The 25,920-nt window shown below is 37.7% G+C and carries 25 protein-coding genes; 5 read left to right on the forward strand and 20 right to left on the reverse strand.

Annotated features, from left to right (window positions below; translation table 11 throughout):
- Positions 1-131: 131 nt before the first annotated feature.
- Positions 132-2,111: a S9 family peptidase gene (locus M1D60_RS16570; protein WP_456275942.1), complete on the reverse strand. Its 1,980-nt coding sequence runs from the start codon at positions 2,109-2,111 to the stop codon at positions 132-134.
- A gap of 158 nt (positions 2,112-2,269) precedes the next feature.
- Here M1D60_RS16570 and M1D60_RS16575 point away from each other — a divergent pair, with 158 nt between their 5' ends.
- Positions 2,270-2,629, forward strand: coding sequence for a hypothetical protein (locus M1D60_RS16575; protein WP_456275943.1), 360 nt, complete (start codon positions 2,270-2,272; stop codon positions 2,627-2,629).
- Between the two features lie 2 nt (positions 2,630-2,631).
- Here M1D60_RS16575 and M1D60_RS16580 read toward each other — a convergent pair whose 3' ends face one another.
- Entirely contained in the window at positions 2,632-3,162 is a 531-nt protein-coding gene (locus tag M1D60_RS16580; RefSeq protein ID WP_456275944.1) for a competence protein ComK, read from the reverse strand.
- Positions 3,163-3,376: 214 nt separating this feature from the next.
- Positions 3,377-3,580 (reverse strand): hypothetical protein, encoded by a 204-nt coding sequence (locus tag M1D60_RS16585; RefSeq protein ID WP_456275945.1) that lies wholly within the window; start codon positions 3,578-3,580, stop codon positions 3,377-3,379.
- Between the two features lie 198 nt (positions 3,581-3,778).
- On the opposite strand from M1D60_RS16585, the gene M1D60_RS16590 reads away from it, so the two are divergent.
- Positions 3,779-4,006 carry an IDEAL domain-containing protein gene (locus tag M1D60_RS16590; protein ID WP_456275946.1) on the forward strand — a complete coding sequence of 76 codons (228 nt, stop codon included), beginning with the start codon at positions 3,779-3,781 and terminating at the stop codon, positions 4,004-4,006.
- Between the two features lie 155 nt (positions 4,007-4,161).
- Here M1D60_RS16590 and M1D60_RS16595 read toward each other — a convergent pair whose 3' ends face one another.
- Both M1D60_RS16595 and M1D60_RS16600 read right to left on the reverse strand, forming a co-directional pair.
- Positions 4,162-5,634 (reverse strand): flotillin family protein, encoded by a 1,473-nt coding sequence (locus M1D60_RS16595; RefSeq protein ID WP_456275947.1) that lies wholly within the window; start codon positions 5,632-5,634, stop codon positions 4,162-4,164.
- 16 nt (positions 5,635-5,650) lie between these two features.
- Positions 5,651-6,193, reverse strand: coding sequence for a protease (locus M1D60_RS16600; RefSeq protein ID WP_456275948.1), 543 nt, complete (start codon positions 6,191-6,193; stop codon positions 5,651-5,653).
- A 150-nt stretch (positions 6,194-6,343) separates the two neighbouring features.
- Here M1D60_RS16600 and M1D60_RS16605 point away from each other — a divergent pair, with 150 nt between their 5' ends.
- The gene (locus M1D60_RS16605; RefSeq protein ID WP_456275949.1) at positions 6,344-7,672 is read left to right on the forward strand and encodes a DUF2254 domain-containing protein; all 1,329 of its coding nucleotides are present in this window, start codon (positions 6,344-6,346) and stop codon (positions 7,670-7,672) included.
- A 69-nt stretch (positions 7,673-7,741) separates the two neighbouring features.
- Positions 7,742-8,563, forward strand: a complete 822-nt coding sequence (locus tag M1D60_RS16610) for a processed acidic surface protein (protein ID WP_456275950.1) — start codon at positions 7,742-7,744, stop codon at positions 8,561-8,563.
- Between the two features lie 553 nt (positions 8,564-9,116).
- Here the strand turns inward: M1D60_RS16610 and M1D60_RS16615 are convergent.
- From M1D60_RS16615 to M1D60_RS16665, 11 genes are all read right to left on the reverse strand, one after another.
- Positions 9,117-9,323: a zinc ribbon domain-containing protein gene (locus M1D60_RS16615; RefSeq protein WP_456275951.1), complete on the reverse strand. Its 207-nt coding sequence runs from the start codon at positions 9,321-9,323 to the stop codon at positions 9,117-9,119.
- A gap of 103 nt (positions 9,324-9,426) precedes the next feature.
- Positions 9,427-10,317, reverse strand: coding sequence for a TIGR01777 family oxidoreductase (locus M1D60_RS16620; protein WP_456275952.1), 891 nt, complete (start codon positions 10,315-10,317; stop codon positions 9,427-9,429).
- A 158-nt stretch (positions 10,318-10,475) separates the two neighbouring features.
- Positions 10,476-11,753, reverse strand: coding sequence for an isocitrate lyase (gene aceA, locus M1D60_RS16625; RefSeq protein ID WP_456275953.1), 1,278 nt, complete (start codon positions 11,751-11,753; stop codon positions 10,476-10,478).
- A gap of 192 nt (positions 11,754-11,945) precedes the next feature.
- On the reverse strand, positions 11,946-12,887 hold the full coding sequence (locus M1D60_RS16630; RefSeq protein ID WP_456275954.1) for a hypothetical protein: 942 nt from the start codon (positions 12,885-12,887) through the stop codon (positions 11,946-11,948).
- A 246-nt stretch (positions 12,888-13,133) separates the two neighbouring features.
- A complete protein-coding gene (locus tag M1D60_RS16635; RefSeq protein WP_456275955.1) occupies positions 13,134-14,084 on the reverse strand; it encodes an aminoimidazole riboside kinase in 951 nt (316 codons plus the stop codon).
- Positions 14,085-14,128: 44 nt separating this feature from the next.
- Positions 14,129-15,400 carry a M48 family metallopeptidase gene (locus M1D60_RS16640; protein WP_456275956.1) on the reverse strand — a complete coding sequence of 424 codons (1,272 nt, stop codon included), beginning with the start codon at positions 15,398-15,400 and terminating at the stop codon, positions 14,129-14,131.
- A gap of 181 nt (positions 15,401-15,581) precedes the next feature.
- Positions 15,582-15,887 (reverse strand): AzlD domain-containing protein, encoded by a 306-nt coding sequence (locus M1D60_RS16645; protein WP_456275957.1) that lies wholly within the window; start codon positions 15,885-15,887, stop codon positions 15,582-15,584.
- A complete protein-coding gene (locus M1D60_RS16650) occupies positions 15,877-16,590 on the reverse strand; it encodes an AzlC family ABC transporter permease (protein WP_456275958.1) in 714 nt (237 codons plus the stop codon). The genes M1D60_RS16645 and M1D60_RS16650 overlap by 11 nt, the downstream gene beginning before the upstream one ends.
- A gap of 376 nt (positions 16,591-16,966) precedes the next feature.
- On the reverse strand, positions 16,967-17,743 hold the full coding sequence (locus tag M1D60_RS16655; protein ID WP_456275959.1) for an enoyl-CoA hydratase-related protein: 777 nt from the start codon (positions 17,741-17,743) through the stop codon (positions 16,967-16,969).
- A gap of 351 nt (positions 17,744-18,094) precedes the next feature.
- Positions 18,095-19,654: a fatty acid--CoA ligase family protein gene (locus tag M1D60_RS16660; protein WP_456275960.1), complete on the reverse strand. Its 1,560-nt coding sequence runs from the start codon at positions 19,652-19,654 to the stop codon at positions 18,095-18,097.
- 152 nt (positions 19,655-19,806) lie between these two features.
- The gene (locus M1D60_RS16665) at positions 19,807-20,544 is read right to left on the reverse strand and encodes an MBL fold metallo-hydrolase (RefSeq protein WP_456275961.1); all 738 of its coding nucleotides are present in this window, start codon (positions 20,542-20,544) and stop codon (positions 19,807-19,809) included.
- 140 nt (positions 20,545-20,684) lie between these two features.
- Here M1D60_RS16665 and yhfH point away from each other — a divergent pair, with 140 nt between their 5' ends.
- Positions 20,685-20,816 (forward strand): protein YhfH, encoded by a 132-nt coding sequence (gene yhfH, locus M1D60_RS16670; protein WP_456275962.1) that lies wholly within the window; start codon positions 20,685-20,687, stop codon positions 20,814-20,816.
- A 109-nt stretch (positions 20,817-20,925) separates the two neighbouring features.
- On the opposite strand, the gene M1D60_RS16675 is transcribed toward yhfH, so the two are convergent.
- From M1D60_RS16675 to hemH, 4 genes are all read right to left on the reverse strand, one after another.
- A complete protein-coding gene (locus M1D60_RS16675; protein ID WP_456275963.1) occupies positions 20,926-22,017 on the reverse strand; it encodes a carbohydrate ABC transporter permease in 1,092 nt (363 codons plus the stop codon).
- Positions 22,018-23,100 (reverse strand): carbohydrate ABC transporter permease, encoded by a 1,083-nt coding sequence (locus tag M1D60_RS16680; protein WP_456275964.1) that lies wholly within the window; start codon positions 23,098-23,100, stop codon positions 22,018-22,020. It lies immediately after the preceding gene.
- A gap of 82 nt (positions 23,101-23,182) precedes the next feature.
- Positions 23,183-24,562: an ABC transporter substrate-binding protein gene (locus M1D60_RS16685; protein WP_456275965.1), complete on the reverse strand. Its 1,380-nt coding sequence runs from the start codon at positions 24,560-24,562 to the stop codon at positions 23,183-23,185.
- 406 nt (positions 24,563-24,968) lie between these two features.
- Positions 24,969-25,907, reverse strand: coding sequence for a ferrochelatase (gene hemH, locus M1D60_RS16690; RefSeq protein WP_456279470.1), 939 nt, complete (start codon positions 25,905-25,907; stop codon positions 24,969-24,971).
- Positions 25,908-25,920 lie beyond the last annotated feature (13 nt).

The following is a 25,920-nucleotide window of genomic DNA, read 5'->3' on the forward strand; positions in this document are numbered from 1 at the left end:
ACTCTTATTGTACACAATATTGCTGTGAACAAAAAGAAAAGAAGAAATATAAGTGTGGATAAAAGCTCCATATTACAAGCACGAGGTCTTATAATATGGAGTCTTATTAGACTTATACGTCTTCTTACTCTTTACAAATATTCATCAAACCAACCAGCGATGTGGTCAAGGCGATGAATGCGAAGCTTAGGATTTCCACTTCTTGATAATTCATGATTGGATTCCGGGAAACGAACAAGCTTTGTTGGTTTCTTTTGATGCTTTAGCGTGATATAGAGCTGCTCTGCCTGTTCGACCGGACAACGATAGTCTTTTTCACCGTGTAAAATTAATAATGGTGTTTTAATATTATTTGCATACTTTAATGGAGAACAATCCCATAATCGATCATAATCAAAGGATTCACCACGAAGTACCTCCCACTCAGCAAAGAAATAGCCAATATCACTTACTCCGTAAAAGCTAATCCAATTGGAAATACTGCGCTGAGTTACTGCGGCTTTGAAGCGATTGGTATGGCCGACAATCCAGTTGGTCATAAATCCTCCATAGCTTCCTCCAGTTACTCCTAAGCGAGTCTCATCAATAAAATCATACTCTGCTAATACATAATCTACTGCAGACATAATATCTAGATAATCTTTCCCACCATAATCACCGCGTACAGCATCAACAAAGGTCTGACCGTATCCATCACTTCCTCTTGGATTGGTAAATAGCACGGCATATCCCTTTGCAGCATGCACCTGGAACTCGTGGAAATAGGTGTTTGCATACATAGCATGGGGACCACCATGAATTTCAACAACTAGTGGAACCTTCGCACCTTCTTTAAAACCGACCGGCTTCATTATCCAGCCATGGATATCCCAACCATCCTCTGCTTTAAAAGTTATAGCTTCAGCTGAAGCTAACTCAATTTCGTTTAAGAACTCATCATTAACAAACGTCAGTTGCTTTTTCTCACCTGTATTTAAATCAATGATAAACAAATCACCTGGGTGTGTTGGAGTGCTAATAGCTACAACAGCACGATGTGTATGAACATCAACAGTAAACGAATAAACATGCTGATCTCCTAAAATTACTGGATAGACTAGCCCCTCAACATTTCCGTAGTATACTGCGGTGCTCCCCTGATCACTTGCCAAAAAGTAAAAACCTTGACTATCCTCAGTCCAAACTAGTCCCCTTGATACACTACCAGAATGAAAGTCTCCAATGGCAACATCACCAACTTGAACATCCCATTCCTTTGTCAGACAAGTAATCTCATTTGCTTGAACATGATATAACCAAATTTTAGATAGAGTGGCTGATTTGAATTCCTGCTCATGTCCAATAAAAGATAAGATTTCCCCATCAGGTGACCAACTTGCCTGGCTAAAGCTACCTCCATTTGTAACTTTATCTAACGTCTTGTCCTTAACATGATAAATATAAAGATCTGATGTTAATTCATAATCAGCTTCATCAGATGGATTTGAAAATATGGCAATTTGTGAGCCATCTGGAGAAACAGCGCCAATTGAATAATCGTACTTCCCATCAGTAAGTACTTTAATTTCACCCGTTTCAGCATCTACAAGTGCGACTTGAGAGTATTTATGACTTAAGAACCCGCTAGCATCCGATTTATAAAACAACCTCTCTACAACAAGTGGCTCTAATTCTTTTTGATCCTCTGTCTTCCTCTTGCTTACCTCTAAGTCTCCCTCACCCAAAGTTAATGCAACCAGAAGGCTTTTCCCATCAGGTGACCAAGAAAACTGGTTAATCCCGTTAGCAGATTTGGTCAATTGACGCGGTTCCCCACCATTTACACTCATAATAAATAATTCATTTTTCTCTGCGCGATTAGAAAGGAAGGCAATTTTCTGTCCATCTGGTGACCAGGAAGGCTGTGTATCTCTATTTTTCCCATATGTAAATTGACGAATTGGGTCACCACTCTTGTCTCCTACAAACAGATGAGAATAATACTTGTGATCTTCTTCATTTGTTTCCGTTTGAACAAATACAAATTGATCCCCATTTGGTGAAAATAATGGATTATTAACTGATTTAAGTTTATATAGATCTGCTGATTGAATTCCTCTTTTTTCGCTCATAATGAAGTTGCCACATCCTTTTCTCGTTTTATAATTGTATTTCGATGCTAGGAGTGATTCTCCTTTAATACCTACAATATTTTACACTTGATTTTTTACTATTCATTCATTATGATTATAACACGAACACACGTTCTAAAAAAAGAGGTGAGTAAGACATGACACGTATACCTGAGGAAGATCGCTCCGTTCTTGAGCAATCGCTCTTTTTACCAATGGCATTGACTGTTTTCCAACGTGATTTATCAATTATTGAGAAAGCACCATTTAAGCTAAAGCAGCCATATATCCGCTGTATTGAAGAGTCAATGAATCATATCCAACGTGATTTAGCGATGTTAAAGCATGAAATGAAGAAAAAAAAGATGAAAGCCGAGCAGCTTACTCGTGATGATACTTTCACCTCTTTTCTATTTGTTTATAAAGGCTACGAAGAGCACCATAATTACTTCAATCCAAGGATTCGAAATAATGTTCAATCCCTTATGGAGAAATACTTATTGCAAACAAGGGCTTAGATTTACCGAACTTCACTTCTTCTAAAATAGGGAGAGGTAAGAAAAGACGTTTTTCGTTGATCAGGGGTTATTCTACTTGATAAAGTGGTTTTTAGCTGTGCAGTACGATACAGTTGATTTTCAAGAGAGCCTTTGGAGATCGATAGAATAATTTCCTCTCTATTTGAGAAAGTAAGGATGGTTTCATCATAGTGAGTAGATTGGATACTTTGAACAAAAGAGTGGGAAATCCAGGAACATTGCTGGCGGTTAGGAGATAATGTAGGGAAGAAATAAATATAATTCGAAGGATCAATAACAATCGGGGCTTTATGAGTGATACCCATAATGTCTTTCGTGCCTTCACGCCTACCTTTAAGGCTACTTCCAAAAAAGCGACAACTTCGATCAATAATGTCAATCGGCTTCATTTTCACGAGATACTCCGCGTCCATTTCTTTTACTAAAGAATGCACTCCCTTTTCGGTTACCTCAGGTAAAATCGCCATAGTGTAGGGACTAATTTCATATTCAGTTAAGATTTGTTTGTTCATTTATTTGCTCCTTTCATTGTCTTGATTCCATAATAAGACAAAATTCACCAAATTTAAAGCATTATATCTAAAAATTCTAATTATTTTTACAAAAAAACTATGTTTAAAGAAAAAACTATAAATCAGTTACTCTTATACTACTCCCCTTTTAGCAACAGGGCTGAAAGCTATAAAAAAGTGATTCCCATAAGGGAAACCACTTTTTTATACACAATTATGAGTTATTATACACTTGCATAATTTCCTTTTCAGCGAGGTATTCATTGCCTTCTTCGACTGCAATATGCTCGTCAACAGAATCTCCCATATTAGAACCACTAAAGTGATCGAATGCAGCCGTTACTGTCATCTGAGGATTCAATGGAGTTCCCAATGGAATTTCATTCTCTTTTCCAACCCCTGGATATCTTTCCTTCATGTATGAAACACCTCCCTTATTAGATTTTCCTTTTAATGCTCAGATTATCCGAATCCCTTATTTTTATTCAATTTCAATTTATTTTTAAAATTAAATGAATATTCTGATAAAAACTCGAATACATATAATATCCCACATCATTACCTGGGGCTTCAAAAAATCTAAGTCTCTTGTAAGAGACTATTGGGAGTGAGTGTTATGAAAGAAAGACCTTCATACTCAGATATCCACAAAGCCAAGGATCAAACTAAAGAAATTACACCAGAAAACGTCAATATATATGTACAAATGTTATTAGATGAGATTCTAATTAAAGCAAGAATCGAAAAATTACTAATTGAAATTGACTATGCTTTAGAACATCGAGATTACACATCGTTTCAAAGACTATCGAATGAGTACAAGCAATTAATCGAGGGTTCATAGAAGGGAAACACGGACTTAGAATGTCTTAGTAAATAGTCTGAAGAGAGAAAAGGGTAAACCTCCTTTGGTCTCTTCAGGCTATTTTTAAATAATATAAATTCTTAATATAAAAAAAAGTAGCCAAGCAATTAAATGCTTTGGCCACCTTTCTCATTTTAATGATCTTCTGTTTTAGCAGGTAAAATCTTTGTCTGTCCTTTACTTGAATCAGGAGATTTTTTCGTAATATTGTTAATAATATCAATTAAGTCTAGGCCAGATACATCCTTCACCATTTCTGGTGCTGTTGCCATTAACTGCGTTACATAGTTAGTTACACGGTTCGCGCCTTCACCGTTTCCTGTATCGACCACGGTAATTTTATCGATATTGCCAAGTGGTTGAGCAATCTTCTCAGCAAGTTCTGGAAGCATCTTCGCTAAGATATCGAGGATGGCAGCTTCACCATAGTTCTTATAGGCTTCAGCTAGCTTTTCTTTTGCTTCTGCTTCTGCTAAACCTTGTAGACGAATAACCTCTGCTTTTGCACTACCTTGTGCACGCTCTGCTTCTGCTGATGCTTTCGCTTCTGCTTCAATTTTATACTTAATTGCATCAGCTTCACGCATTCTTTTCGTCTTTTCTGCCTCTGCAGCCTGTTCCACTGAGAAACGGTCTGCTTCCGCTTTTTTCTTAACCTCAGCATCATATTGCTTCTCACGACGTAATATTTCTTTATCTTGAAGATCGATTTCTCGTTCTTTTCGTACAATTTCTACTTTCATACTTTCTTCGACAGCCTGTTGTTGAGAACGTGCTTCAGCAATTTTATAGGCTTGGTCAGCTTCCGCCTTAGCTGTATCCTGCTCACGTTTATAGGCCGCTACCTTTAATTGGTTATCTTTTGAAGCTTCAGCAATCGCAGTATCACGTAATAATTCTGCACGCTGCCCCTCTTCTTCTGCTACAGCTTTTTTAATACGAGAGTCTCTAATCGCTTCTGCTTCAGCAATTTCAGCATCTCGCTTAACTGCTGCAATTCGAGGACGTCCAAGCGCATCCAAGTAACCATGCTTATCACGAACATCTTTTATCGTGAATGAGACAATCTGAAGACCCATTTTCTTTAAATCCTTTGCAGCACTACCTTGTACCTCTTGAGCAAAACGGTCACGATTTCGGTATACCTCTTCTACTGTCATTGAACCTAAAATTGCTCTCAAATGACCTTCTAATACTTCTTGTGCCTCACTTCTTAAATCCTCAATTGGCTTTCCTAAAAATTGTTCAGCTGCTGTCGCAATTTCTTCAACAGTTCCACCGATTTTAATGATTGCTACCCCATCAGCCATAACAGGTACACCTTGTTCTGTATAGACCTCTGGTGTAGTGACGTCAAGCTTATGAGATAGTAAAGAAATAAATTCTGCCTGTTGGAAGATTGGAAGAATAAATGCTCCGCCACCCCTGACAATCTTTATTTTTCTACCTGATTCATCGGATAGTACATTTTTACTTCCTAAAAAAGAACCAGTGACAATCATAGCTTCATCTGAACTTACCGTTTTGTAACGGGCCCAAAAGGCAATCCCCAATACTAAAAATACCCCAATCACAACAATTGGTATAACTAAATACGGCTCTAACATTAACAAAACACCCCTTTTAATTTAATAAATCATAAGGTGACACCAGTAATGTGCCATCCTTAATCTCGATCACTAATGCTTTTGAACCAGAGGGAATCCCAATCTCATCGAAGCTAGCTGCAATTTGATTGGAGGAACCACCTCCAATAGAAAGGACAATTTCGCCATACCCTTTCTCTGGGATGGGAACGGTGACTTCACCTACCATTCCAACAAAATCCTGAACTGAAAAACCAATTGAATTTTCCGTATTTTCCATTGGTTTTACATAAAACAAATAAAAAAGGACACTTAAAACGAAGCCACAACAAAGTGCAAGAATAAAAACAATAACCGGTGAAAAGGATGTATAGAGTGTTAGTAAAATACCTGCTCCACCTAATGATGTTAGTGCACTCATTAATACTGTAGTGTTAAAAAATCCAGGTAAATCAAAGGTTAGTGCATCTAGGATCCCTTCCATCATGTTTCCGAGGAAGTCATCAAATATAACCGTTAAAAGCGTAAATATAATTCCAGTAATCAAGCATCCCCAATAGAGTTCTAGTATGTTGATCACCCCCTGTTCCTCTATGTAATACGAATTAAAAATAAAAAAGTTCCCAAATATTACAGCTTTTTTAATAATTTGACAAGATTTCGTAGAAGCTATGTATGATTGCCCTTCTATATTTTACATGAAATTAACTGGAATTTGGTGGTAATATTTATGAAAATTTCAAAAATATGGTTTATCATTCGCGACAGCATATGGCTAATCCCTTTTATTTATGGTTTTGTTTCAATAATTCTAGCCATTTTAAGCTATTACTTAGACAATTTCATTGCACATCATCCTAGTCTTTATGAATATATCCCAATCATATTTTTAGCCGATATTGACCTAGCCCTAACCGTTCTTAGTTCCATTGCGACTGCCTTGTTAACGATGACTACGATTACTTTTTCCTCTATTATGATTGTACTTACTACCTTTTTAACACAATTTTCACCTAGAACACTTCAAAATTTTATAACTGATCCACCTACACAAAGAGTACTGGCCGTTTTTGTTGGTGGTTTTATCTATTCAGTTATTCTCTTATTACTGACAAGGGAAACAAAGGTTCATCAGCTTTTCATCATGCCAACCCTTGCTGTCATTTATGCTCTAATCTGTCTCATCTTTTTTGTCTTCTTTATCCATCATGTCTCCAGATGGATTCAAGTAAGCAATCTCATTTTTGATATAACAACAAATGCGCTACAAATTATTCAAAAACACTTTATTGATAAAAAAGATACTCATCCTGATGCCCCTTGGGAGGACTGGGAGTATGACGAAATCCTCCATTCCACTCCGCATCAGGTTTTCCCTAAGCGATCTGGCTACCTTCAAACAATTGACAAAAAAGGTTTACTGCAACAAGCAACACTCGATAACACGATTGTTCGTGTTGAAATAAGGGTCGGAGAATTTATTGATACGGAGTCTCCCATTCTCTCGATCTGGAAGATGGAGGATAAGCAAATCCATCCTGATTATTTACGTTTTGTCTCATTAGGACTAGAGAGAACAACAATTCAAGACTTAGAATTTGGCCTTACCAAGCTTGTGGAAATTGCATTACGAGCAGTTTCACCTGCTCTCAATGATCCTAATACAGCGATTAACTGCATTTCACAAATAGGGAAAATACTTGCTAAAATTTCTACCAAGCATCTACCAAAAGCATTTATAAATGATGAGAACCGAAGCTTGCGTATTATTATGGAGCAACCAGATTTTATGGAGTATTTATATAAAACCTTTTATCAAATTCGTCATTATGGAAAGGATGATATTTCAATCATATCCTCCATCATTCAAGCACTTACTCTTATAGCATCTAATAATGATGCTGCCATAAAAAAAGATGTATGGACGTTTGCTCAATATATTACAGAAGGTATTAACCAGGAGAGCCTACTTTCATTGGATAAACATTATGTAAATGAGAAGTTACGGAAGCTAGCTAAAAAAGCTGGACAACCTGAAAAAGCATTACAACTCACATAACTTATACATGAATTTCTTCATTCTACAAATAATACCAAGGAATCAATAAAATGGAATGGAGTAGTTGTTTTGAAATTCACATCATGTGTACTCTTACTCTCAATTTTGTTTATGCTTCCGCACTATAGTTACGCTACACCACTTGAAGGAGAGCCTATAAATGAAGCAAACATTACCGAATTATTAAATGAATATCAGTTAACTAAGCCTGATTTAGAGAAGCTTTTACACCAGGTTGGAGACCAAGTTGAGGAATACACGTTTATCGAAGATCTCAATCATGCTGTTTCCTATTATATTGAACATGCTGAGGATTTAGCTGGATTATCAAATTTCTTTTCTTACATCGGCTTGTCTGATGGTGAAGTATCAAAGCTCTATCATCATGTTACTTCATTAGAGCAGCCCTCCTTATTTCAACAACTAACTGCAATAAAAAAACAGCTAAATACGAATACTGAAGAGCCTAAACTTATTTCAACTGATCAAAAAAAAGAGGTGTTTCCGGTTTTTAATGAAGTGCTAAATTTGTATCACCTAGTGCCTACCTATTATGTAAATTCTACTCCACTAAAAACTGTTGACCATGTTGAGTCCTTAAATGAACTGCATGGGAAGAGTGTAAAAATAGATTTACATAATCGGCAAGGAGATTTAATTGGTGATATTTATTTAACTTCTGACATGCTTCACGATGACTTCATTCTCCAAACAAGTCAACAGCTTCTGCGTATAGGAGAAACCAAACAATCAATTAATCAGCTTCTGAATGAACAGAATGTCATGGGTGAAGCAAAGGCTCCATACACCCCTAGTCTATTCTATGGAGCAGTTTTACTACTTGGTAGTACCGTCTATTATTTATTTTCAATGAATAGAGTGAAACGATAATGAAGATCCAACCCAAACTTTTAGAAAGAGGCTGGGACATAAGTATTTCAGTTAGTGAAAAACCCGAACAATTAGGTGATATTTTGATGTATCTTTCACCTGCTAATTCGGGTCTTTTTATTTTTCTTTTATTGATTTGTTTATAATTGCATTCTATTTTTTAAAACTTGTGGAATGGAGCGGAAGACGCTCGACTCCTGCGGGAGATAGAGGAAAGGCTGAGACCCCGCAGGCGTAGCTTGTCTAGTTGCAGTGCCCAGCTCCTCGAGGTCAAATAACCCTACATCAAGAAATGGGAAAGAGCACCCTTTTCTTGATGTAGGAACATTTGCTTGTCGGAGCTAACCGGGCACTTCCACTTTTCTATGAGAAGGCTCAGATTCCTCCCCGCGGAAAGCGAGCGGCTGCAGCGCAATGGAACAACCCTGTTTTTCCAGCTTAACTAGTTAATAAGTATAAAAAAAACGAAAACAGTATTATGATAGGTAGACTAATTTTGAGATTATTCGTCTTTGAGACTGAGGTATTAGGTTATGTCCCAGCCTCTCTCTACTCATCCTCCAAAGAATAAGTCAATTAGGTTTGATGCTGTCGAAGAATTTTGATTGTAAAATTCTGAATAACCACAGTTCTTACAGAAAATAACAGTAAACCTGTTATGTTGAATATCAAACATTTTCGACAAACCTGTTCCTGTCATCGCTACTTCCTTAGTGCCTGTTTCTCTGTGACCACATTTTATACAGCCTTTCTCACCCATCGTCATCTCTCCTTTTGAAGTATATTATTAAGTACGATTAAGGAGTGACGGGGTTTCATTTAATTACAGATGATCTCACCGTCTTCTATTATAATTAGTACTTTCATTCCGTCAGAATTTCCCTAAAAGTCTCATCAAGTGTTTTATAAGCAAACTGGAAACCTGCTCGTTCAAGACGTTCCGGTAGAACCCATCTACTTTTTAGGACCAACTCTGTCTCCGTCTTAATCACCAGAGAACCAAGCTCAAGGATAAACTTAGGAGCAGGTAACCCTACTGGTACCTTCATTGCTGTCCTAAGCTTTTTCATAAGCTCTCGATTACTAACTGGTTCTGGGGCAGTACAATTGAATACACCAGCGAGTTCGTTTCTAGATTTTAAGAAGAGTATAATATTGAACAAATCCTCCACATGAATCCAACTAAACATTTGGTTCCCTGGCCCTTGGATTCCCCCTAGACCAAACCTTACTAAATTTTTATAAGGTGTCATGACGCCTCCGCCTTTTCCTAATACAATCGCAATCCGTAACGCAATCTGTCTTGTCTCAGGCAGTTGATAAGCGAAGAATGTTTCTTCCCATGCTGTCGCTACATCTACAGAAAATCCTGACCCAATTTCTCCTGTCTCCTCTGTCATTGGACGGTCTTCAGCATGTCGATATATCGTTGCAGTACTGGAGTTATACCAGATCTCTGGAGGTGAGCTGCATGCCAGAATCGTCCTTCCGATTATGTTAGTTGTCTCAATCCTCGAACGCATAATTTCCTTTTTATTCGCATCATTATACCGACAATTAACCGACTTTCCAGCAAGATTAATGACCATCTCAGCCCCTTCAAATGATTCTTTCATTGCCTCTTGATTATCCCAAGAAACATGCTGGGGCTGTCTTGAAATGATCCTAACGTCATATTCCATTTCTTCAAAACGTCGTTTAAAATAGTTCCCTATAAATCCTGTCCCACCTGCTAGCACTACCTTCTTCTTCATGTTTACCACTCCAATTAAAAGGGTTAAGTTCATGCTGTATCTATGAATCCATGAATTTCCACTATAATATGTAAGACTTCTATTTAAAACGGAGTATACCTTCTAATGAAGAAAGAAAAACCAAGCAAAGTATTAAATGCTTGGTTTCCACAAAATAGTTATCTATTAAATTGTGCTTCCTCGGTAGAACCCTTTAAAGCTGTTGTCGAGGAGGTTCCACCTGTAATCACTTGAGATACCTCATCAAAGTAACCCGTTCCAACCTCTCTTTGATGACGTGTCGCTGTATATCCGTATTGCTCACTTGCAAATTCAGCTTGCTGTAGTTCTGAATACGCCCCCATTCCTCTTTGCTTGTAGCCTCTAGCAAGTTCAAACATGGAATGATTCAGTGCATGGAAGCCAGCGAGTGTAACAAATTGGAACTTATAGCCCATTTTTCCTAACTCTTGCTGGAATCTCTCAATTGTATCGTCATCAAGCTTCTTCTTCCAGTTGAAGGATGGTGAACAATTATAAGCTAATAGTTTACCAGGGAACTCTTTATGGATTGCATCAGCAAATGCTTGTGCTTCCTCTAGACTTGGTTCTGCTGTCTCGCACCAAATTAAATCAGCATAAGGAGCATAAGCTAACCCTCTAGCAATAGCCTGATCCAGGCCTGCATTTGTTCGGTAGAAGCCTTCCTCTGTCCGTTCTCCCGTGATAAATGGATGATCGTACGGGTCAATATCACTTGTAATTAAATCCGCTGCGTTTGCATCTGTTCTTGCAAGTATCACGGTTGGTACACCCATAACATCAGCAGCTAGACGCGCCGAAATTAGATTTTTAACAGCGGTTTGGGTTGGTAATAGCACTTTACCACCTAGATGGCCACACTTCTTTTCAGATGATAGCTGATCTTCAAAATGCACCCCACCAGCACCTGACTCAATCATTCCCTTCATAAGCTCAAATACATTAAGCTGACCACCAAAACCTGCTTCCGCATCCGCCACAATGGGAGCAAACCAATCAATATCCCCGCTACCTTCTAAATGCTGAATTTGGTCCGCTCTTTGTAAAGCCTGATTAATTCGTTTCACTACTGCTGGTACACTGTTTGCAGGATATAGACTTTGGTCTGGATACATATGTCCTGATAGGTTAGCATCAGCTGCCACCTGCCACCCGCTTAAGTAGATTGCTTTTAATCCTGCTTTTACTTGTTGAACTGCTTGATTTCCAGTTAGCGCTCCAAGAGAATTCACATAATTCTCACTGTGTAAGAGATTCCACAGCTTTTCTGCACCGCGTCTTGCAAGAGTATGCTCAATGTCAATTGATCCCCTTAGCTTCAGTACATCCTCTGCACTATAAGGTCTAGTAATTCCATTCCAGCGTTGATCCATTTCCCAGTTTTCCTTTAGCATTTGTAATCTTTGATCAGTCATTTTCGTAGTCCCCCTTGTTATAACACAGAATTTTTACTTCTTGTGTTATTATATAACAGTGTTTTTATTTTTGTAACCCCTTTTTTGTAAAATTATCCAAAATTTTTTTCACTACTTCTACTTGATCCCCATCAAACCCTGATTTAATCATGTTTTCACGCAAAAAAAAGAGGCTTACAACTGTAAGTCTCTTTATACTGCTGTTTCAATTAATTGTTTCTTTTGAATATCAATACTATTTAACTGTGTTATAACACGCAACTGCTCTGCATTAATTCTTCTAACAATTGCTAAAACTAGATGGTTATATGCCTTTACTTGTTCTAAAGAGTCACTAATTTGACTTTGAATGACCCAGTCTGTAATCAAACCGTCAAAGAAGTAATCAGCAAATTTTTCTAAGCTTGAAAGTTCAAGAGTGTTTGTAAATTCTGCTTCAATATCTTCTAATTCTTTTTTAAGTTTATTAGCAAGGTACTGTGCATCTTGCATATAGCTTTTTGCCTCATCTAAATGATTATGCTTGAGTGCAGTTGATACCATACCACCACCAAATAAATCTACTACTCCCCAGCCCTTAGCGTTTTCAAGAGCTGCCGAAACATTAGTTAAGCTCTTTCTTACATTTTCTGCTGCCACTAATGCTTCTTCAAGCTCAAGCTGTTTACAGATGAGCTGATTGCTTTGATCATCTAGAAGTTCTAGGCGATTGATGTAAGTAGACTGTTGTGTTCTTATGTATTTCTCTTTTTCAGAAAGTAGCAGGGTAAGCTCAGTTTCTGCATTTTTTATAGCATCAAGACTGGTTGTCAGTAAGTCAATTTCATGTTCAAGACTTCTTACTTCTGCTTTGACTTCATCATATTGTAACTTAGCTAAAGCAGCTTCTTGCTTTTCTTGAATTAAACGCTCTTCTTTTGTACCTAAGATGGTTAAAAATACAGCGTTTACACTTAATCCCTCAAGTGCTTCAACATCAAGGTTCTCTAGTTGTAGTGTTGCCTTAAGTCCTTCTAGTTTTAAAGTTGCTTGTTTAAACTCTTGGCTGTATGAGATCAGCTGTTTTTCCATTTTCCTCTTCACTCGAACCTGTTCTTGGGCAATTCTGATATGTTTATTTAACTCCACTAGCATTAAAAAATTCCCCCTTTTTCTATTTGACGGTCGAAGTTTAAAAAAGGTTTCATTTTTTTCAGCATAATTTAATATTTTTTTGACATGTTTTTATCCTAGTATCTCTATCTACACACCCTGATTTAGAGGCTTTTCCACTATAACTAACGTTTTGTAAATTGTATCGTTTTTCATTCATTTTGTTTACCATGTTCAACAATTCGTACTAGAAAAACAGTTCAAAAAAAGACCGCCTATAAAGACGATCTACTTCAATAAATTAGTTACCTGTTCCTGTGTTGGTAGAGCGGTCATTGCCCCTTTAACGGAAGCTGCAAGTCCACCTGACACACTTGCAAATTTAGCGAACTCAACTATTTTCTCTATGGTTAAAGTATTTAAATCCGAACCATGCTCACTTAGCTGATAAAGGATCGCAGAGACAAATGCATCGCCTGCCCCTGTTGTATCAATGGCATTTACTTTCATTGCTGATACTTGTTCGGTTTGGCCTTTATAATAAACAAGGCTACCTTCAGCACCTAAGGTAACAAATATTAAAGGAATTTGGTACTTCTCTATTTCCTTCAAGCCATCAGCAAGATCTGTTTTTCCAGTGAGAAATTCTAACTCTTCCTCTGAAATTTTAAGCAAATCTGCTTCAGGAAGTAATGATGTAATGACTTCTTTAGCTACTTGAGGGGACTCCCATAACCCAAGACGTAAATTAGGATCATAGGATAAGAGTAATCCCTCCTGTTTCGCCAAACGAATTGCCTCAAGAGTAGCAGATCGACTTGGTTCATGAATCATCGAAATAGAGCCGAAGTGAAGGATATTGTTTTCCTTAAACAGGTCTGGCTGAATGTCTTCTTTATAAAGAAGCTGATCAGCACTTCGTTTTATGTAGAAGTCAAAGCTTCTTTCACCGTTTTCTTTATTCGTAACAAACACAAGACCTGTTTTAGATTCATCTGTTTGTAAAAAAGCTTCCACATTCACACCGTAGGAATTCAGAGTATCAACTAGAAAGTCACCTAATACATCTTTTCCTACTTTTCCTAAGAAACTAGCTTTGCCACCTAGTCTGGAGACTCCTACTGCAACATTCGCTGGAGCACCCCCTGGACATTTTTCATAAGTTATATTACTCGCATCCAGTGGAATAAAATCAATCAATGCTTCTCCAAGACATATAACACCCTTCAATAGTTCCACCTCAAACTTTTTTACCCCTAGTATATACTAAACCGTTGTTAATATCATTTCTTCTCAATTTCCTTTAACTCATACGTATCCAAAAAGTGAATTCGCTCGAGCATCGTCGGATGAGTATACCTAAAAATTTTCACCAGTAATGGTGGATTTACCTGACTTAAATTCGATTTTGATAGCTCCTGAAATGAGCCTACTGCTGCAACTTGATCTTCTGTTAGCTCCACGGCATACTTGTCAGCTTCAAGCTCGTGATATCTCGAGACTGTATTACTGACTGGAGTGAATAGAAAAGACAAAACCGAGAGTAGTAAAAAGAATAATGGAATCGTAGCGATATCCTGGACGCGCTGAATCCCCATCCGATTTCCCCATTTTCGAACAATCATATTCATCAGTCGATAGATTAGATATAAACCAGCTAGTGAAACTGCCATATAACTTATGATTCCTAAGAACACATGTTTTTTCACATAATGCCCCATTTCATGTGCCATAATGAACAGAACTTCAGAATCCTCTAGTTTGTTTAAGGTAGTATCCCATAGGACAATTCTTGAGTGATCACCAATTCCATTCACATAAGCATTCATTGCATTTGTCTTCTCAGACATATTGACCTCAAATACATGAGCAGCAGGAATCCCCGCTTCATCAGCAAGAGATAGAATTTGAGCCTCTAGCTCCTTATCTTTTAATGGATAAAAATCATTATACAAAGGATCAATATAAACTGGCTGAATAAACGTTAAAAATAAGGTGAACGGAACCGATAAAAACCAAGCATATAGCCACCAGCGTTTCTCACTTTTTCTCATCAAGCTATATAACACAATGACAATAATCGCCGTTAGTAAAAAATTGATCCAAAAATCTAGTAAATAATCCTTCATCCAGCCTTGGAATGGTTGAACACTAATCCCATATTCCTTTGACAGATTGTACCCATATAGCTGAAAAGGTAAAGTTAAAATCGTTGTAAACAAGGTCATCCAAAATAGATAAATAGAAATTTGAAGAACCCTAAATCTTGCTGTCATTTGTGACCAGGATTGTATTTTAGACGATAAGCCAACACCTAATAAGATAAATAATAAGACCCATTCATATGGAGTCGTGAGAAAGTATAAGATATTTCTTACCTTGGAATATTCCTCACTTAATAATAGCTGCTGATCATTCATGAATGTTGCTGGATCTGCTGCCGTTCCTTGATATGTACTTGGAATCGTTGTATCGGCCCATTGGAAAATATACAAATACATTACTACGCTAAAAAGTATGTATACAATAACTGAACTCCACACAGCTTTCTTCATCGTTTGTCCCTCCTAACTAGTCCTCATTTTTATACTTAGTCCAAAAATAAAGATTTAGAACTTGTTAGTCCACACTAAAATTCATTCTAGAAGATCTGATCATAAACACCTTAAAGATTCCAGTTTTATTCTACAGCAATTCATCCATAAAACAAAAACAGCCGGCGCTCCGACTGTTTGATTACAAAAATATTGAATAAACCGTAAGTACCCCAATTGTCCCTAAAACAACGACGATCGCATTTGCACCAAAATAGGCAATTAGAAAAGCTACCCCTGCCCCAATGATTCCAAACCAAAGATCTTCACTAACTAAAAAGATACCCGGGACAATAAGCGCTCCTAGTGTGGCAAATGGTACATTTTTTAATACTCCTTGAATAAAAGGATGTAGCTCCTTACCTCCTAATGATACAAGCGGAATCATCCTAGGGATATAGGTAACGATGGCCATTCCGACAATCATCAAAATTATATTATGATCCATGCTGTTTCACCCTTCTTCCTACTACCACTTCTACCACCAACGAAGAAAGCAAGGTCGCGCTAACAATCGCCCATCCTGGTGCCATAAATTGATAAAAAATGGTATTCAATATCGCTGCTAAACCAGCTAAATACACAACCTTTTTCTGTTTTTTCAAGGATGGTACTAGCAGTGCGATAAACATTGCATATAAAGCGATTCCCATGCTTTCCTGTAAGGTGCTCGGTAAACTTGAACCAATGAGGTAACCAATAACCGAATTAATGACCCAGCTCCCGTAAGAAACCGAAATAACACCAAACATAAAGCCTGTTGAAACCTTTCCCTCTCTTGTTGCGACAACAGAAAAGGTTTCGTCTGTGATTCCAAAGGAATACAAGGCTTTTATAGGTTTCGGAGCATCTTCTAGCTTTTCGTATAAAGAAGCACTCATTAAAAAATGTCTGATGTTTACGATGAAGGTCGTTAAAACGATCTCAAACGCCCCTGTTCCTAAAGACAATAGACTTAGTGACATGTATTGTGAAGCACCGGCAAAGACAAGAAGACTCATTAAGAAGGTCTCCGTAACCGTCAATCCCGTTGCTTTCGCTAAAAGTCCAAATGCTAAAGCAATCGGCATATAGCCAATTCCAATTGTAATCCCCGCTTGCAAGCCATATGTAAATGATGATGGCTTTTTGTCAATGGCTGTAGCTCGCAACTCACTTTACCCCTTTCAAACTGTTCCTTGTTAAAATGTATCCTTATTTTCTATTATTCTATTCGTTTTTGCAATGAAAATATCTGTTAATCTTAAGGAGTGGGTATAGTACGTTAGGGGTTGACTATTCAAATTTGAGTTCGACGCATATCTACTCATTTACAAATACTACCATTATATTCTAACAACTAAAAATGCACGATATTTTTAAAAATGAGTATATTTGAATCCAAACTGAGCCTATTTTTAATAGATTAAACAATAAAACACCTCTTTCTCACGAGAGAAAGAGGTGTTTTTGTTTTCTATTAACAGTTACAAGCCATTATTATATATTCCTATTTGGACCTTTAAAAATAAACCATTCAAGTTCCAGTTATCTACCTTTAAAATTCGGCTTTCTTTTTTCACTAAAAGCCTCTAATGCCTCTATTCGATCTTCTGTTGGAATGGTGACCTCATACGCTTTTCTTTCTAGCTGAAGTCCGGTTTGAAGGTCTGCATTCATCCCCTGTTTAATCGCATACTTAGCCTGCTGGAGCGCAATCGGTCCATTTTTGGTCATTTCCCTTGCAAAAGCAACTGCTTCCTCAATAAGTAAATCAGCATCAACTACTTTTAAAAGGAGTCCATATTGATAAGCCAGGTCTGCATCCATTTTTTTCGCAGTTAAAATTAGTTCTAATGCCTTAGATTCCCCTACAATTCTCGGAAGCCGTTGCGTACCACCTGCCCCCGGAATAATGGCAAGACTAGTTTCCGTCAGACCCATCACAGCATCACGAGCCGCAATCCGGAAATCACATGATAAAGCAAGCTCCATTCCCCCACCAAAGGCAAAGCCATTGATCGCTGCAATGGTCGGTTGAGGTAGTTGATCAATAGCTGTAAAGACTTGATTGATTTTATGTAAATTTCTCTTTACCTCTTGCGTTGACAAAGTCTTCCGCTCTTTCAAATCTGCCCCTACACTAAAAGATTTATTACCTGCACCCGTAAAAATAATGACTCTTACCTCGGGATTAACCCTGAGTACATCTATAATCTTCTCTAGTTCACATAATGATTCATAATTAAAGCTGTTTAGACTATCTGGACGATTTAAAGTAACATAGGCAATATGATTTTCAATCCGATATAATACTAACTCCACTTCTGACAGCCCCTTTCTAACTCCAAGTTATACATATAAGATACTTCTCTAAAGATTATTCGAATCCTTTTTATAGATGACAAAAATGATACCGCTTTCATTATTTGAAGTTTAAAAAAGTCTACCGTTTAAGTAAGATTTCCTTTGTTTTTGCTCGAATTTCTGTATATATGCACGACTTTTACACATTTGTGCACGAGTTTTTCCCATTTATGCACGACTTTCACCCATTTATGCACGAAAACTATACTATATGCACATTCCACCAATCAAGCAGAGTCAAGTCCCACTCCCCAAAGCCAAAAAAATCGACCTACAAATGTAAGCCGATTTTTTGATCCTTCTATAAAACTATGATTGTAAAACTTTATCCTTTAATGATCTTCTAAGTATTTTACCTGTTGTATTCTTTGGTAGCTCTTCTAGAAATTCTATGGAACTAGGAATCTTGTATTTAGCAAGATGCTCCTTACAATAGTCTAGTAGCATTTCTTCAGTGATTTCGTCTTCCTTCTTTGTAACTACAAAGGATTTTACGGCTTCTCCAAAGTTTTCGTCAGGAATTCCAATTACAGCAACTTCTACCACTGATGGGTGAGCGTATAACACCTCTTCTACCTCACGAGGATAGACATTGTAGCCACCAACAATTATCATGTCCTTTTTACGGTCCACGATATAGAAGTAACCTTCCTCATCCATACGTGCTAAATCTCCGGTATATAACCAGCCCTCACGAATTGAGTGAACAGTGTCCTCTGGAAGCTTGTAGTAGCCTTTCATCACGTTTGGACCACGGACGATTAATTCTCCAACCTCACCTACAGGAACTTCTTCACCAAGCTCATTAACGACTTTGTTTTCTACATTCACAATACTTTGCCCGATGGAGCCTGGTTTTCTAGGACGATCTAATGGGTTAAAGCATGTAACTGGTGATGCTTCTGATAAACCGTAGCCTTCAGATACAGCAACTTGGAATTTCTTTTCAAACGATTTTAAAAGTGCTACTGGCATCGATGCGCCACCAGAAATACAGAGTCTTAACGATTTTAGATCCTCTGCATCTGCATTAGGGAATTGTACTAGGAAATTATACATAGTTGGTACACCAGCAAACACAGTAGCCTCTAACTCTTTTGTAATAGTGAAAATATCACCAGGGCTAAACCTTGGAACGATAATAACACTTGAACCATTTAATAATGGTGCATTTAAGGCAACGGTTAAACAGAACACATGGAACATTGGCAATGTTGCAATGACACGGTCTGTTTCATTAATTTTCAAATAATCAGCCGTATCCTTTGCGTTACTATATATATTCTTGTGAGTCAGCATCGCACCCTTTGGCTTTCCAGTTGTACCAGATGTATACAGAATAATTGCAACATCTTCTTCATTAAGCTCAGGTCCTTCAAAAAGATGGCTACCGGATCCAACAAAGTTAGTAAACGATTTCAATTTTGAATATACTGAAAGCTTTGTAATATCAAGCGGTTCTTGCCCATCCTCCTTAGGAGTTTCACAATAAATAACTTGTTCTACCTTAGGAAGTGCCCCACTCATTTTTTCAAAAAGTGGAATCAATAAATCTAACCCAACTACTACCTTTACATCTCCATTATTAAGAATGTATCCAATTTCTTCAGGAGTATAAATCGGATTGATTGGAATTACAGTTGCCCCAGCTCTTAAAGCACCATATAGAGCGATAACAAAATGCGGGCTATTTCCAAGCAATAAACCTACATGATCTCCTTTTTTAATCCCCATATTTGTTAGTGCATCCGCAAACTTTGACACCGTAGCATCTAGTTCACGATAAGAACTTTGAGAATTCAGAAAATAATAAGCAGGTTTTTCCCCAAACTTGAGAGCGTTTTCTTGCAATTTTTTACTTAGATTCATACATTTCCCCCTCCACATGAATGAATAACCATTCATTTTATTTACTATTACTAATTATATTTCATGAAAACGTTTACTTCAAGTGGAGTTTTGAGAAATGCACAATTTTTTCCATAATTCTGTGAAAAAGATTATTGTAAAATATTTCTTTACTATTCCTTTTTCCAATTCCAACCAGTTTTTGCTAGCTCGATCTTTCCATTAAAATGCTCTTGGGCCTGGTTCTTTAAATCTAGATGATTTCCAAAGTGAGGTAAATGGGTTAACAATAGTTCGCCTACCTCTGCTTGTGACGCCAGTTTACCTGCATCTGAGCTTGTCATGTGGCCGGCTCCCTCCCCGTCCATCCCTTGATAAAGATTACATTCAGTAATTACCAAGTCTGCATTTCTAGAAAAAGATACAAGTTCGTTAAAATAGGATGTGTCTGCTGTATATACAACTGTTGTATCCCGATTACTAATTCTCATTGCATAGCAATCTGCAGGATGCTTAGTTTTAAGAAATGTAATGGTGAATGGGCCTACCTCTAAAGGAAGCTCAGGATTATATTCGACACCTTTAGTGACTCCTTCATATGTAAGTCTTTCAAATCCCTGTTGGTCCTCCCTGTGCCCATAAATCAGTAGTGTTGGAGGCTTTGTCCCAATAAACCCTTTAATCAAACGAGCATACTGCAAAGTGCCGACATCACTTATGTGATCATTATGGTAATGAGACAGAATTACAGCATTAAGATCTTCAGGATTACAATAATTTTGGATCTGTGATATAACACTACTTCCACAGTCAACTAAAAGCTTAAAGCCCTCCGCTTCAAATAAATAACCTGAAGTAGCCTCATTTCTAGCTGGAAAGCCACCCCAATAGCCTATTACCGTTATTTCCATTTCCATATTCCTCCTTTTTTAAGAAAATCATAACAAAGACTAGACTAATACACAATTTTAAAACTGTTACAAAACAGATATTGACTTATGGTGTTTTGTTATAATACAATGGTGTTAACAATAACAAGGGGGTATGCGACATGTTAATCAAAAGTACAGAGTTTTTTAAAAACCTACCAGCAAAACAGTGTATGGAATGTGGTAAGGAAATCGATGAGCAGCATGAGTGTTATATGAATCATTGTGAAAACTGTATCAAAATTGGCGATTAATAGTCCTACTCGAAATTAATATTAAACTACTCCCCTCGGTATACTTACTGTGGGGATTTCTTTTAAAAAAAGACCTGTGCCATATATACGACACAGGTCCTTCTTGTTATTATCCTTTTACAGATCCTCCAAGTAGTCCTCTTACGAAGAATCTCTGAAGTGCAAAGAAAACGGTCAGCGGCATAATCATGGAGACGAAGGCAGCCGAAGTTAAAAGATGCCAATCGTTTCCCCGAGAACCTACCATGTCGGCAATTCTCATCGAAAGAACCTGTACATCAGGACTAGATCCTAAAAATACTAAGGCAACTAAGTAATCATTCCAAACCCACAAAAATTGAAAGATTCCAATTGAAGCTAAGGCAGGAATGGAAAGTGGAAGAATAAGCTTTGTGAAGATCGTAAAATTGGATGCTCCGTCTATAAAGGCAGATTCAAATATATCCTTTGGAAGCTGACTTATATAATTGTATAAAAAATATGTCGCGAGAGGCAGTCCAAAGGCAGCATGAGCTAACCAAATTCCAAGATAGCTACCATTCAAGCCTAGCGCCGTATAATCCTTTAAAATCGGGATTAATGCAACTTGTAACGGAACGACTAACAACACAATAACTATTACAAATAAAATTTTTCTTCCAGCAAATCTTAACCAGGCGAAAGCATATGCCGCAAATGTAGCAATCAATAAAGGTAATATGGTTGCTGGAACTGCCACCGTTAGAGTGTTAAGAAAGGTCTTAGTAAGATTACTCCCCTGCTCCGTCATGGTCTCGCCATTCCCTAAAGTGATTTGATATTGCTTTCCTCCAAGAACTGCTTCATAGTTTTCTAACGTGAAGTTCGTATTCATCGTCCACTCCTTCTCCTGAACACTAAGAAGTCGAGCACGACGGTTTTCCCATTTCAATCGTGTATTGTTAGGGAGAACAACTCCTTCATTTAACTGGTCATTCGTGTAGATTTCTCCGTTAACTTCTATCGGTTGACGTAAATCTGTGTCCTCCGGTAGCGTGATTGTTTCAGTATCTACCCAATCCTGGTGAGGAAAAATCGTCCACCATCCTGTCTCTAAAATATCATCAGCTGGTCGAAACGATGAGATAAATAACCCTAAGGTAGGAATTAACCAAATGAGACAAAGAAGAATCAGTACTAAATTAACCAAAAGCTTTGATGATTTTGCTCCATTCCGTTTCATCTAGAACCCCCCCTGTTTACGAAATTCTCTTAAGTTGATGATGATGACAGGGATAATCGCAATAAGTAAAACAATTGCTAGCGTTGAACCGTAACCAAAGTTGCGGTACATGAAGAATTGACGATAGAACTGAGTTGCTACTACGTCTGTTCCATATTGTCCACCAGTCATGACCATAATAATGTCAAAAATCTTTAACGTAAATACAATGATGGTTGTTGAAACTGTTAAGATCGTTCCCGAAATATACGGAATGATAATCTTAAAAAAGATGGTTATTTCAGTTGCTCCATCAATACGAGCTGCTTCCAATAATTCCTCTGGAATCCCCTTTAATGCTGCAGAAAAAAGGACCATTGCAAAACCTGTCTGCATCCAAATTAAAATAATAATCAAAAAGAGGTTATTCCAAGGCTGTAGTAAGCTTGTCCAAGCTTGGGGTTCACCACCAAATGCCACAACAATAGCATTGAGCAATCCTATCTGTCGATCTCCTGGCTGATAATAGTAAATAAACTTCCAAATAACACCTGCTGCTACCATTGAAATTGCCATTGGCATGAATATAATACCTTTAGCCAGTTTTTCAAAGCTACTTCGATCAGCAAGAACTGCAATGAGTAAACCGAACACCACACATGCTGTTGCACCAATAGCTACCCACAATAAATTATTCCGAAAAGCTGTTAATAAAAGGCGATCCGTGAAAACAGCCACATAATTGGACAACCCTACAAATTCACTAGAGTCAGGCCCCATAAAGCTTAAATAAATGGTACGTATAGTTGGTAGTAGTAATAACCAGCCAAGTAAGAGGACAACCGGTCCAATAAATATGTACGGTTGTAGAAAACTTCTCACCTTATCTGGGTACAACTCGACAAGCCAATTTAAAGAATAATAAATGGTGTAAATCCCAAAGACACCCCAAATAATTGCGAGTAATGCATAGAGAGCCGGATTCAAAGGGACATCGCGGAGAAAAATGAAGATCCCTGTATGCAAGACTAAGTTGGCAATGGGAATGACAAAGGAAAGTACAATTAAACTGACAGTCGATACTTTTTTAGCTTCCACACTCATATTAACCCTCCCTTTTAAGTGTAGTAAAAAGATAAAGGACTGGACTTATTTGTCCAGTCCAAATGGAATGCTTTCTATACCATTACTTATTAAAACCTGCTTGTATTTCCTCAAGCGCTTGTTCGAGCTCTACATTACCACTCACGTAATCTGTAATTCCTTTCCAGAAAGTCCCTGCACCGACTGAACCTGGCATTAGGTCAGAGCCATCGAATCGAATGGTGTCTGCATTTTGAACTAACTCAGCCATTCGACGCTCTACATCTGTTGTATACCATTCCGGATCAGCATCGTTCATCGGTGCCACTACACCACCTGACTGAATCCAATTCTTGATAGACTCACCCGTTGTAAAGAATTCCATAACCGCACGGACTTCTGGACGATCATTAAACATCGCATAAATGTCACCCGCAACTAATACAGGCTTACCATATTCTTCATTAATCGGAGGTAAGTAGAACCAATCATAATCTTCGCCTGCAACCGTTCCTTCAGGAAAGAAGCTTGTGATGAAACTACCTTGACGATGCATATAAGCACTTGGAGGGCTATCAAACATCGGCTTTGGAGAATCTCCAAACGAAGTCGTTACAATTGATTTTCTTCCACCATACACATAGTCCTCTGTAAACCATAAGTTTGACATCACTTCAAATGCATTTTTTACTTCTGGTGACGTAAACGGTAGTTCCCCCGTTACCCACTTATCATAATTCTCTGGGGTAGTCGTACGAAGCATAATATCTTCAATCCAGTCTGTTGCTGGCCATCCAGTAGCAGCACCTGACTCAATTCCAATCGCCCACGGGGCATCACCATCAGCTGCGATTTGATCAGAAAGCTCAAGCATCTCTTCCCATGTCTCTGGTACTTCATAGCCTGCTGCTTCAAATTCTGCTTTTGGATACCATACTAAGCTCTTCGCACTACTACGGTTCCAAATTCCAGTCATATATTCTCCATCTTTACCTTCCATTGTCGCCATATCCAACCAGCTTTGATTATATTGTTCTTTTAAATAATCCTCTTCAAGAAAGGTTGTCACGTCGATTGGTAAACCCTGTTTAGCAAATGTTTCTAATAGACCTGGCTGTGGAAAATCAGCTATGTCTGGAGCATTTCCACCTTCTACACGAATAGAAATGGTAGCCTCAAATTCCTTGGACCCCTCATACTGAATATCAATACCTGTTTTTTCTTCAAATTCCTTGATACTATTTTCAAACTTTACTTGGTCAGCATCAGTAAAAGGTCCAAACATCGTAACCGTGCTACCTTTAAACTCACCTGCATAAGCTTGCTCAAGAGGAGTACCTTCAGCTGTTTCAGCTCCTCCTGTATCTTTTTGTTCCTCTTTTCCTTCCTCATCTCCACCGCCACCACAACCAACTAGTAGAATAGTGGACATCGTTAGAATCGATGTAAAGGACATCATCTTTCTAAAAAATGATCCTTTCATATTTCTTACCCCCTCAATAAAATGGTTGTTTAAAAAAAGCCTCAAATATTAGACACATGATAGCTTGATAATCATTTGTATTATGTACAATCCCTGTCAAACTATTCCTTTGTTGGAGGCTTAATTCTATCAGGTTATATTGTCTACAAAATTGGTTTAAATACTCAGGAGAGATAGATAAATTTTATAAGTTCATTTATGGAGAGGAAAGAATAAGGATTCTATTTTATATAGGGGATGTAACTTTGATGGATATTCTATATTTTTCACCTTAAATTTAATATAAAATTATCGTTTTTAATGGGTTAATGCATCACTTGTGGATAAATAGAAAAAGGAAACCTTCAAAATTGAAGATCCCCCATTTTTATCATTATTAAAAAGTTACTAAATCAGTATTTTACTATTAAACATGACTTGCAATTTTACCCATAACCACAGTAGCCATTGCATCAATAAATTCTGGTTTCGCATTCGGCATTTCTGGTCGGTAATAACTTGCACCGATTTCATCGGTTACAACTTTACACTCGATATCATTATCAAATAGGACCTCTAGATGATCAGAAACAAACCCAACCGGTACATAGACAAATGCTTTATAGTGCTTTTCATTGTATAAATCGCGTGTTAAGTCCTGTACATCCGGGCCAATCCATGGCTCAGGGGTGTTCCCTGCACTTTGCCAGCCTACTTCATAATTAGAAATCCCTGCACCCTTCGCAATTAAATCAGCCGTTTCTTGTAGTTGATTAGGATACGGGTCACCTGCAGCAATAATTTTCTCTGGAAGACTATGTGCTGACACGATTAACACGGAGTGATTTCGCTCTTCCTCTGACATTTTTGCATATGTATCGTTTAGTTGATCTACCCAATATTGGACAAACTTAGGCTCATCATACCAACTATCTACGCTATGAATAACCGGTCCACCAATTTTTTCTGATTCTTCTTTGGCACGACCATTATAAGATTTGATACTAAATGTAGAATAATGAGGTGCTAACACGATACTAACTGCTTCCTCAATCCCATCGTTTTTCATTTGTTGTACAGCATCCTCAACAAATGGTTCAATATGTTTTAAACCAAGATACATCTTAAACTCAATTTCATTCTGAATATGGTTTAAATGCTTCTCTAGTGCTTCTGCCTGTTCCAACGTAATCTTAGCTAGAGGAGAGATTCCTCCAATTGCCTCATATCGCTGTTTTAAATCTTCAAGACTTTCAGGTGATGGTTTTCGACCATGTCTAATATGTGTATAGTAAGGCTCTATGTCTTCTTCTTTATAAGGAGTTCCATAGGCCATCACTAATAAACCCATTTTTTTCTTCATTATAAGGTCCCCTTTA

It is taken from the genome of Bacillus sp. AK128 (assembly GCF_053903075.1).

What these genes read in the sequence shown, in the direction of transcription:
- M1D60_RS16680 (WP_456275964.1), bottom strand. Translation starts at nt 23,100, where the DNA reads ATGAGTGTGGAAGCTAAAAAAGTATCGACTGTCAGTTTAATTGTACTT.
- M1D60_RS16575 (WP_456275943.1), top strand. Translation starts at nt 2,270, where the DNA reads ATGACACGTATACCTGAGGAAGATCGCTCCGTTCTTGAGCAATCGCTC.
- M1D60_RS16620 (WP_456275952.1), bottom strand. Translation starts at nt 10,317, where the DNA reads ATGAAGAAGAAGGTAGTGCTAGCAGGTGGGACAGGATTTATAGGGAAC.
- M1D60_RS16660 (WP_456275960.1), bottom strand. Translation starts at nt 19,654, where the DNA reads ATGAATCTAAGTAAAAAATTGCAAGAAAACGCTCTCAAGTTTGGGGAA.
- aceA (WP_456275953.1), bottom strand. Translation starts at nt 11,753, where the DNA reads ATGACTGATCAAAGATTACAAATGCTAAAGGAAAACTGGGAAATGGAT.
- M1D60_RS16630 (WP_456275954.1), bottom strand. Translation starts at nt 12,887, where the DNA reads ATGCTAGTGGAGTTAAATAAACATATCAGAATTGCCCAAGAACAGGTT.
- M1D60_RS16595 (WP_456275947.1), bottom strand. Translation starts at nt 5,634, where the DNA reads ATGTTAGAGCCGTATTTAGTTATACCAATTGTTGTGATTGGGGTATTT.
- M1D60_RS16675 (WP_456275963.1), bottom strand. Translation starts at nt 22,017, where the DNA reads ATGAAACGGAATGGAGCAAAATCATCAAAGCTTTTGGTTAATTTAGTA.
- M1D60_RS16640 (WP_456275956.1), bottom strand. Translation starts at nt 15,400, where the DNA reads ATGAAGAAAGCTGTGTGGAGTTCAGTTATTGTATACATACTTTTTAGC.
- M1D60_RS16570 (WP_456275942.1), bottom strand. Translation starts at nt 2,111, where the DNA reads ATGAGCGAAAAAAGAGGAATTCAATCAGCAGATCTATATAAACTTAAA.
- M1D60_RS16615 (WP_456275951.1), bottom strand. Translation starts at nt 9,323, where the DNA reads ATGGGTGAGAAAGGCTGTATAAAATGTGGTCACAGAGAAACAGGCACT.
- yhfH (WP_456275962.1), top strand. Translation starts at nt 20,685, where the DNA reads ATGTTAATCAAAAGTACAGAGTTTTTTAAAAACCTACCAGCAAAACAG.
- M1D60_RS16590 (WP_456275946.1), top strand. Translation starts at nt 3,779, where the DNA reads ATGAAAGAAAGACCTTCATACTCAGATATCCACAAAGCCAAGGATCAA.
- M1D60_RS16665 (WP_456275961.1), bottom strand. Translation starts at nt 20,544, where the DNA reads ATGGAAATAACGGTAATAGGCTATTGGGGTGGCTTTCCAGCTAGAAAT.
- M1D60_RS16685 (WP_456275965.1), bottom strand. Translation starts at nt 24,562, where the DNA reads ATGAAAGGATCATTTTTTAGAAAGATGATGTCCTTTACATCGATTCTA.
- M1D60_RS16585 (WP_456275945.1), bottom strand. Translation starts at nt 3,580, where the DNA reads ATGAAGGAAAGATATCCAGGGGTTGGAAAAGAGAATGAAATTCCATTG.
- M1D60_RS16580 (WP_456275944.1), bottom strand. Translation starts at nt 3,162, where the DNA reads ATGAACAAACAAATCTTAACTGAATATGAAATTAGTCCCTACACTATG.
- M1D60_RS16645 (WP_456275957.1), bottom strand. Translation starts at nt 15,887, where the DNA reads ATGGATCATAATATAATTTTGATGATTGTCGGAATGGCCATCGTTACC.
- M1D60_RS16605 (WP_456275949.1), top strand. Translation starts at nt 6,344, where the DNA reads ATGAAAATTTCAAAAATATGGTTTATCATTCGCGACAGCATATGGCTA.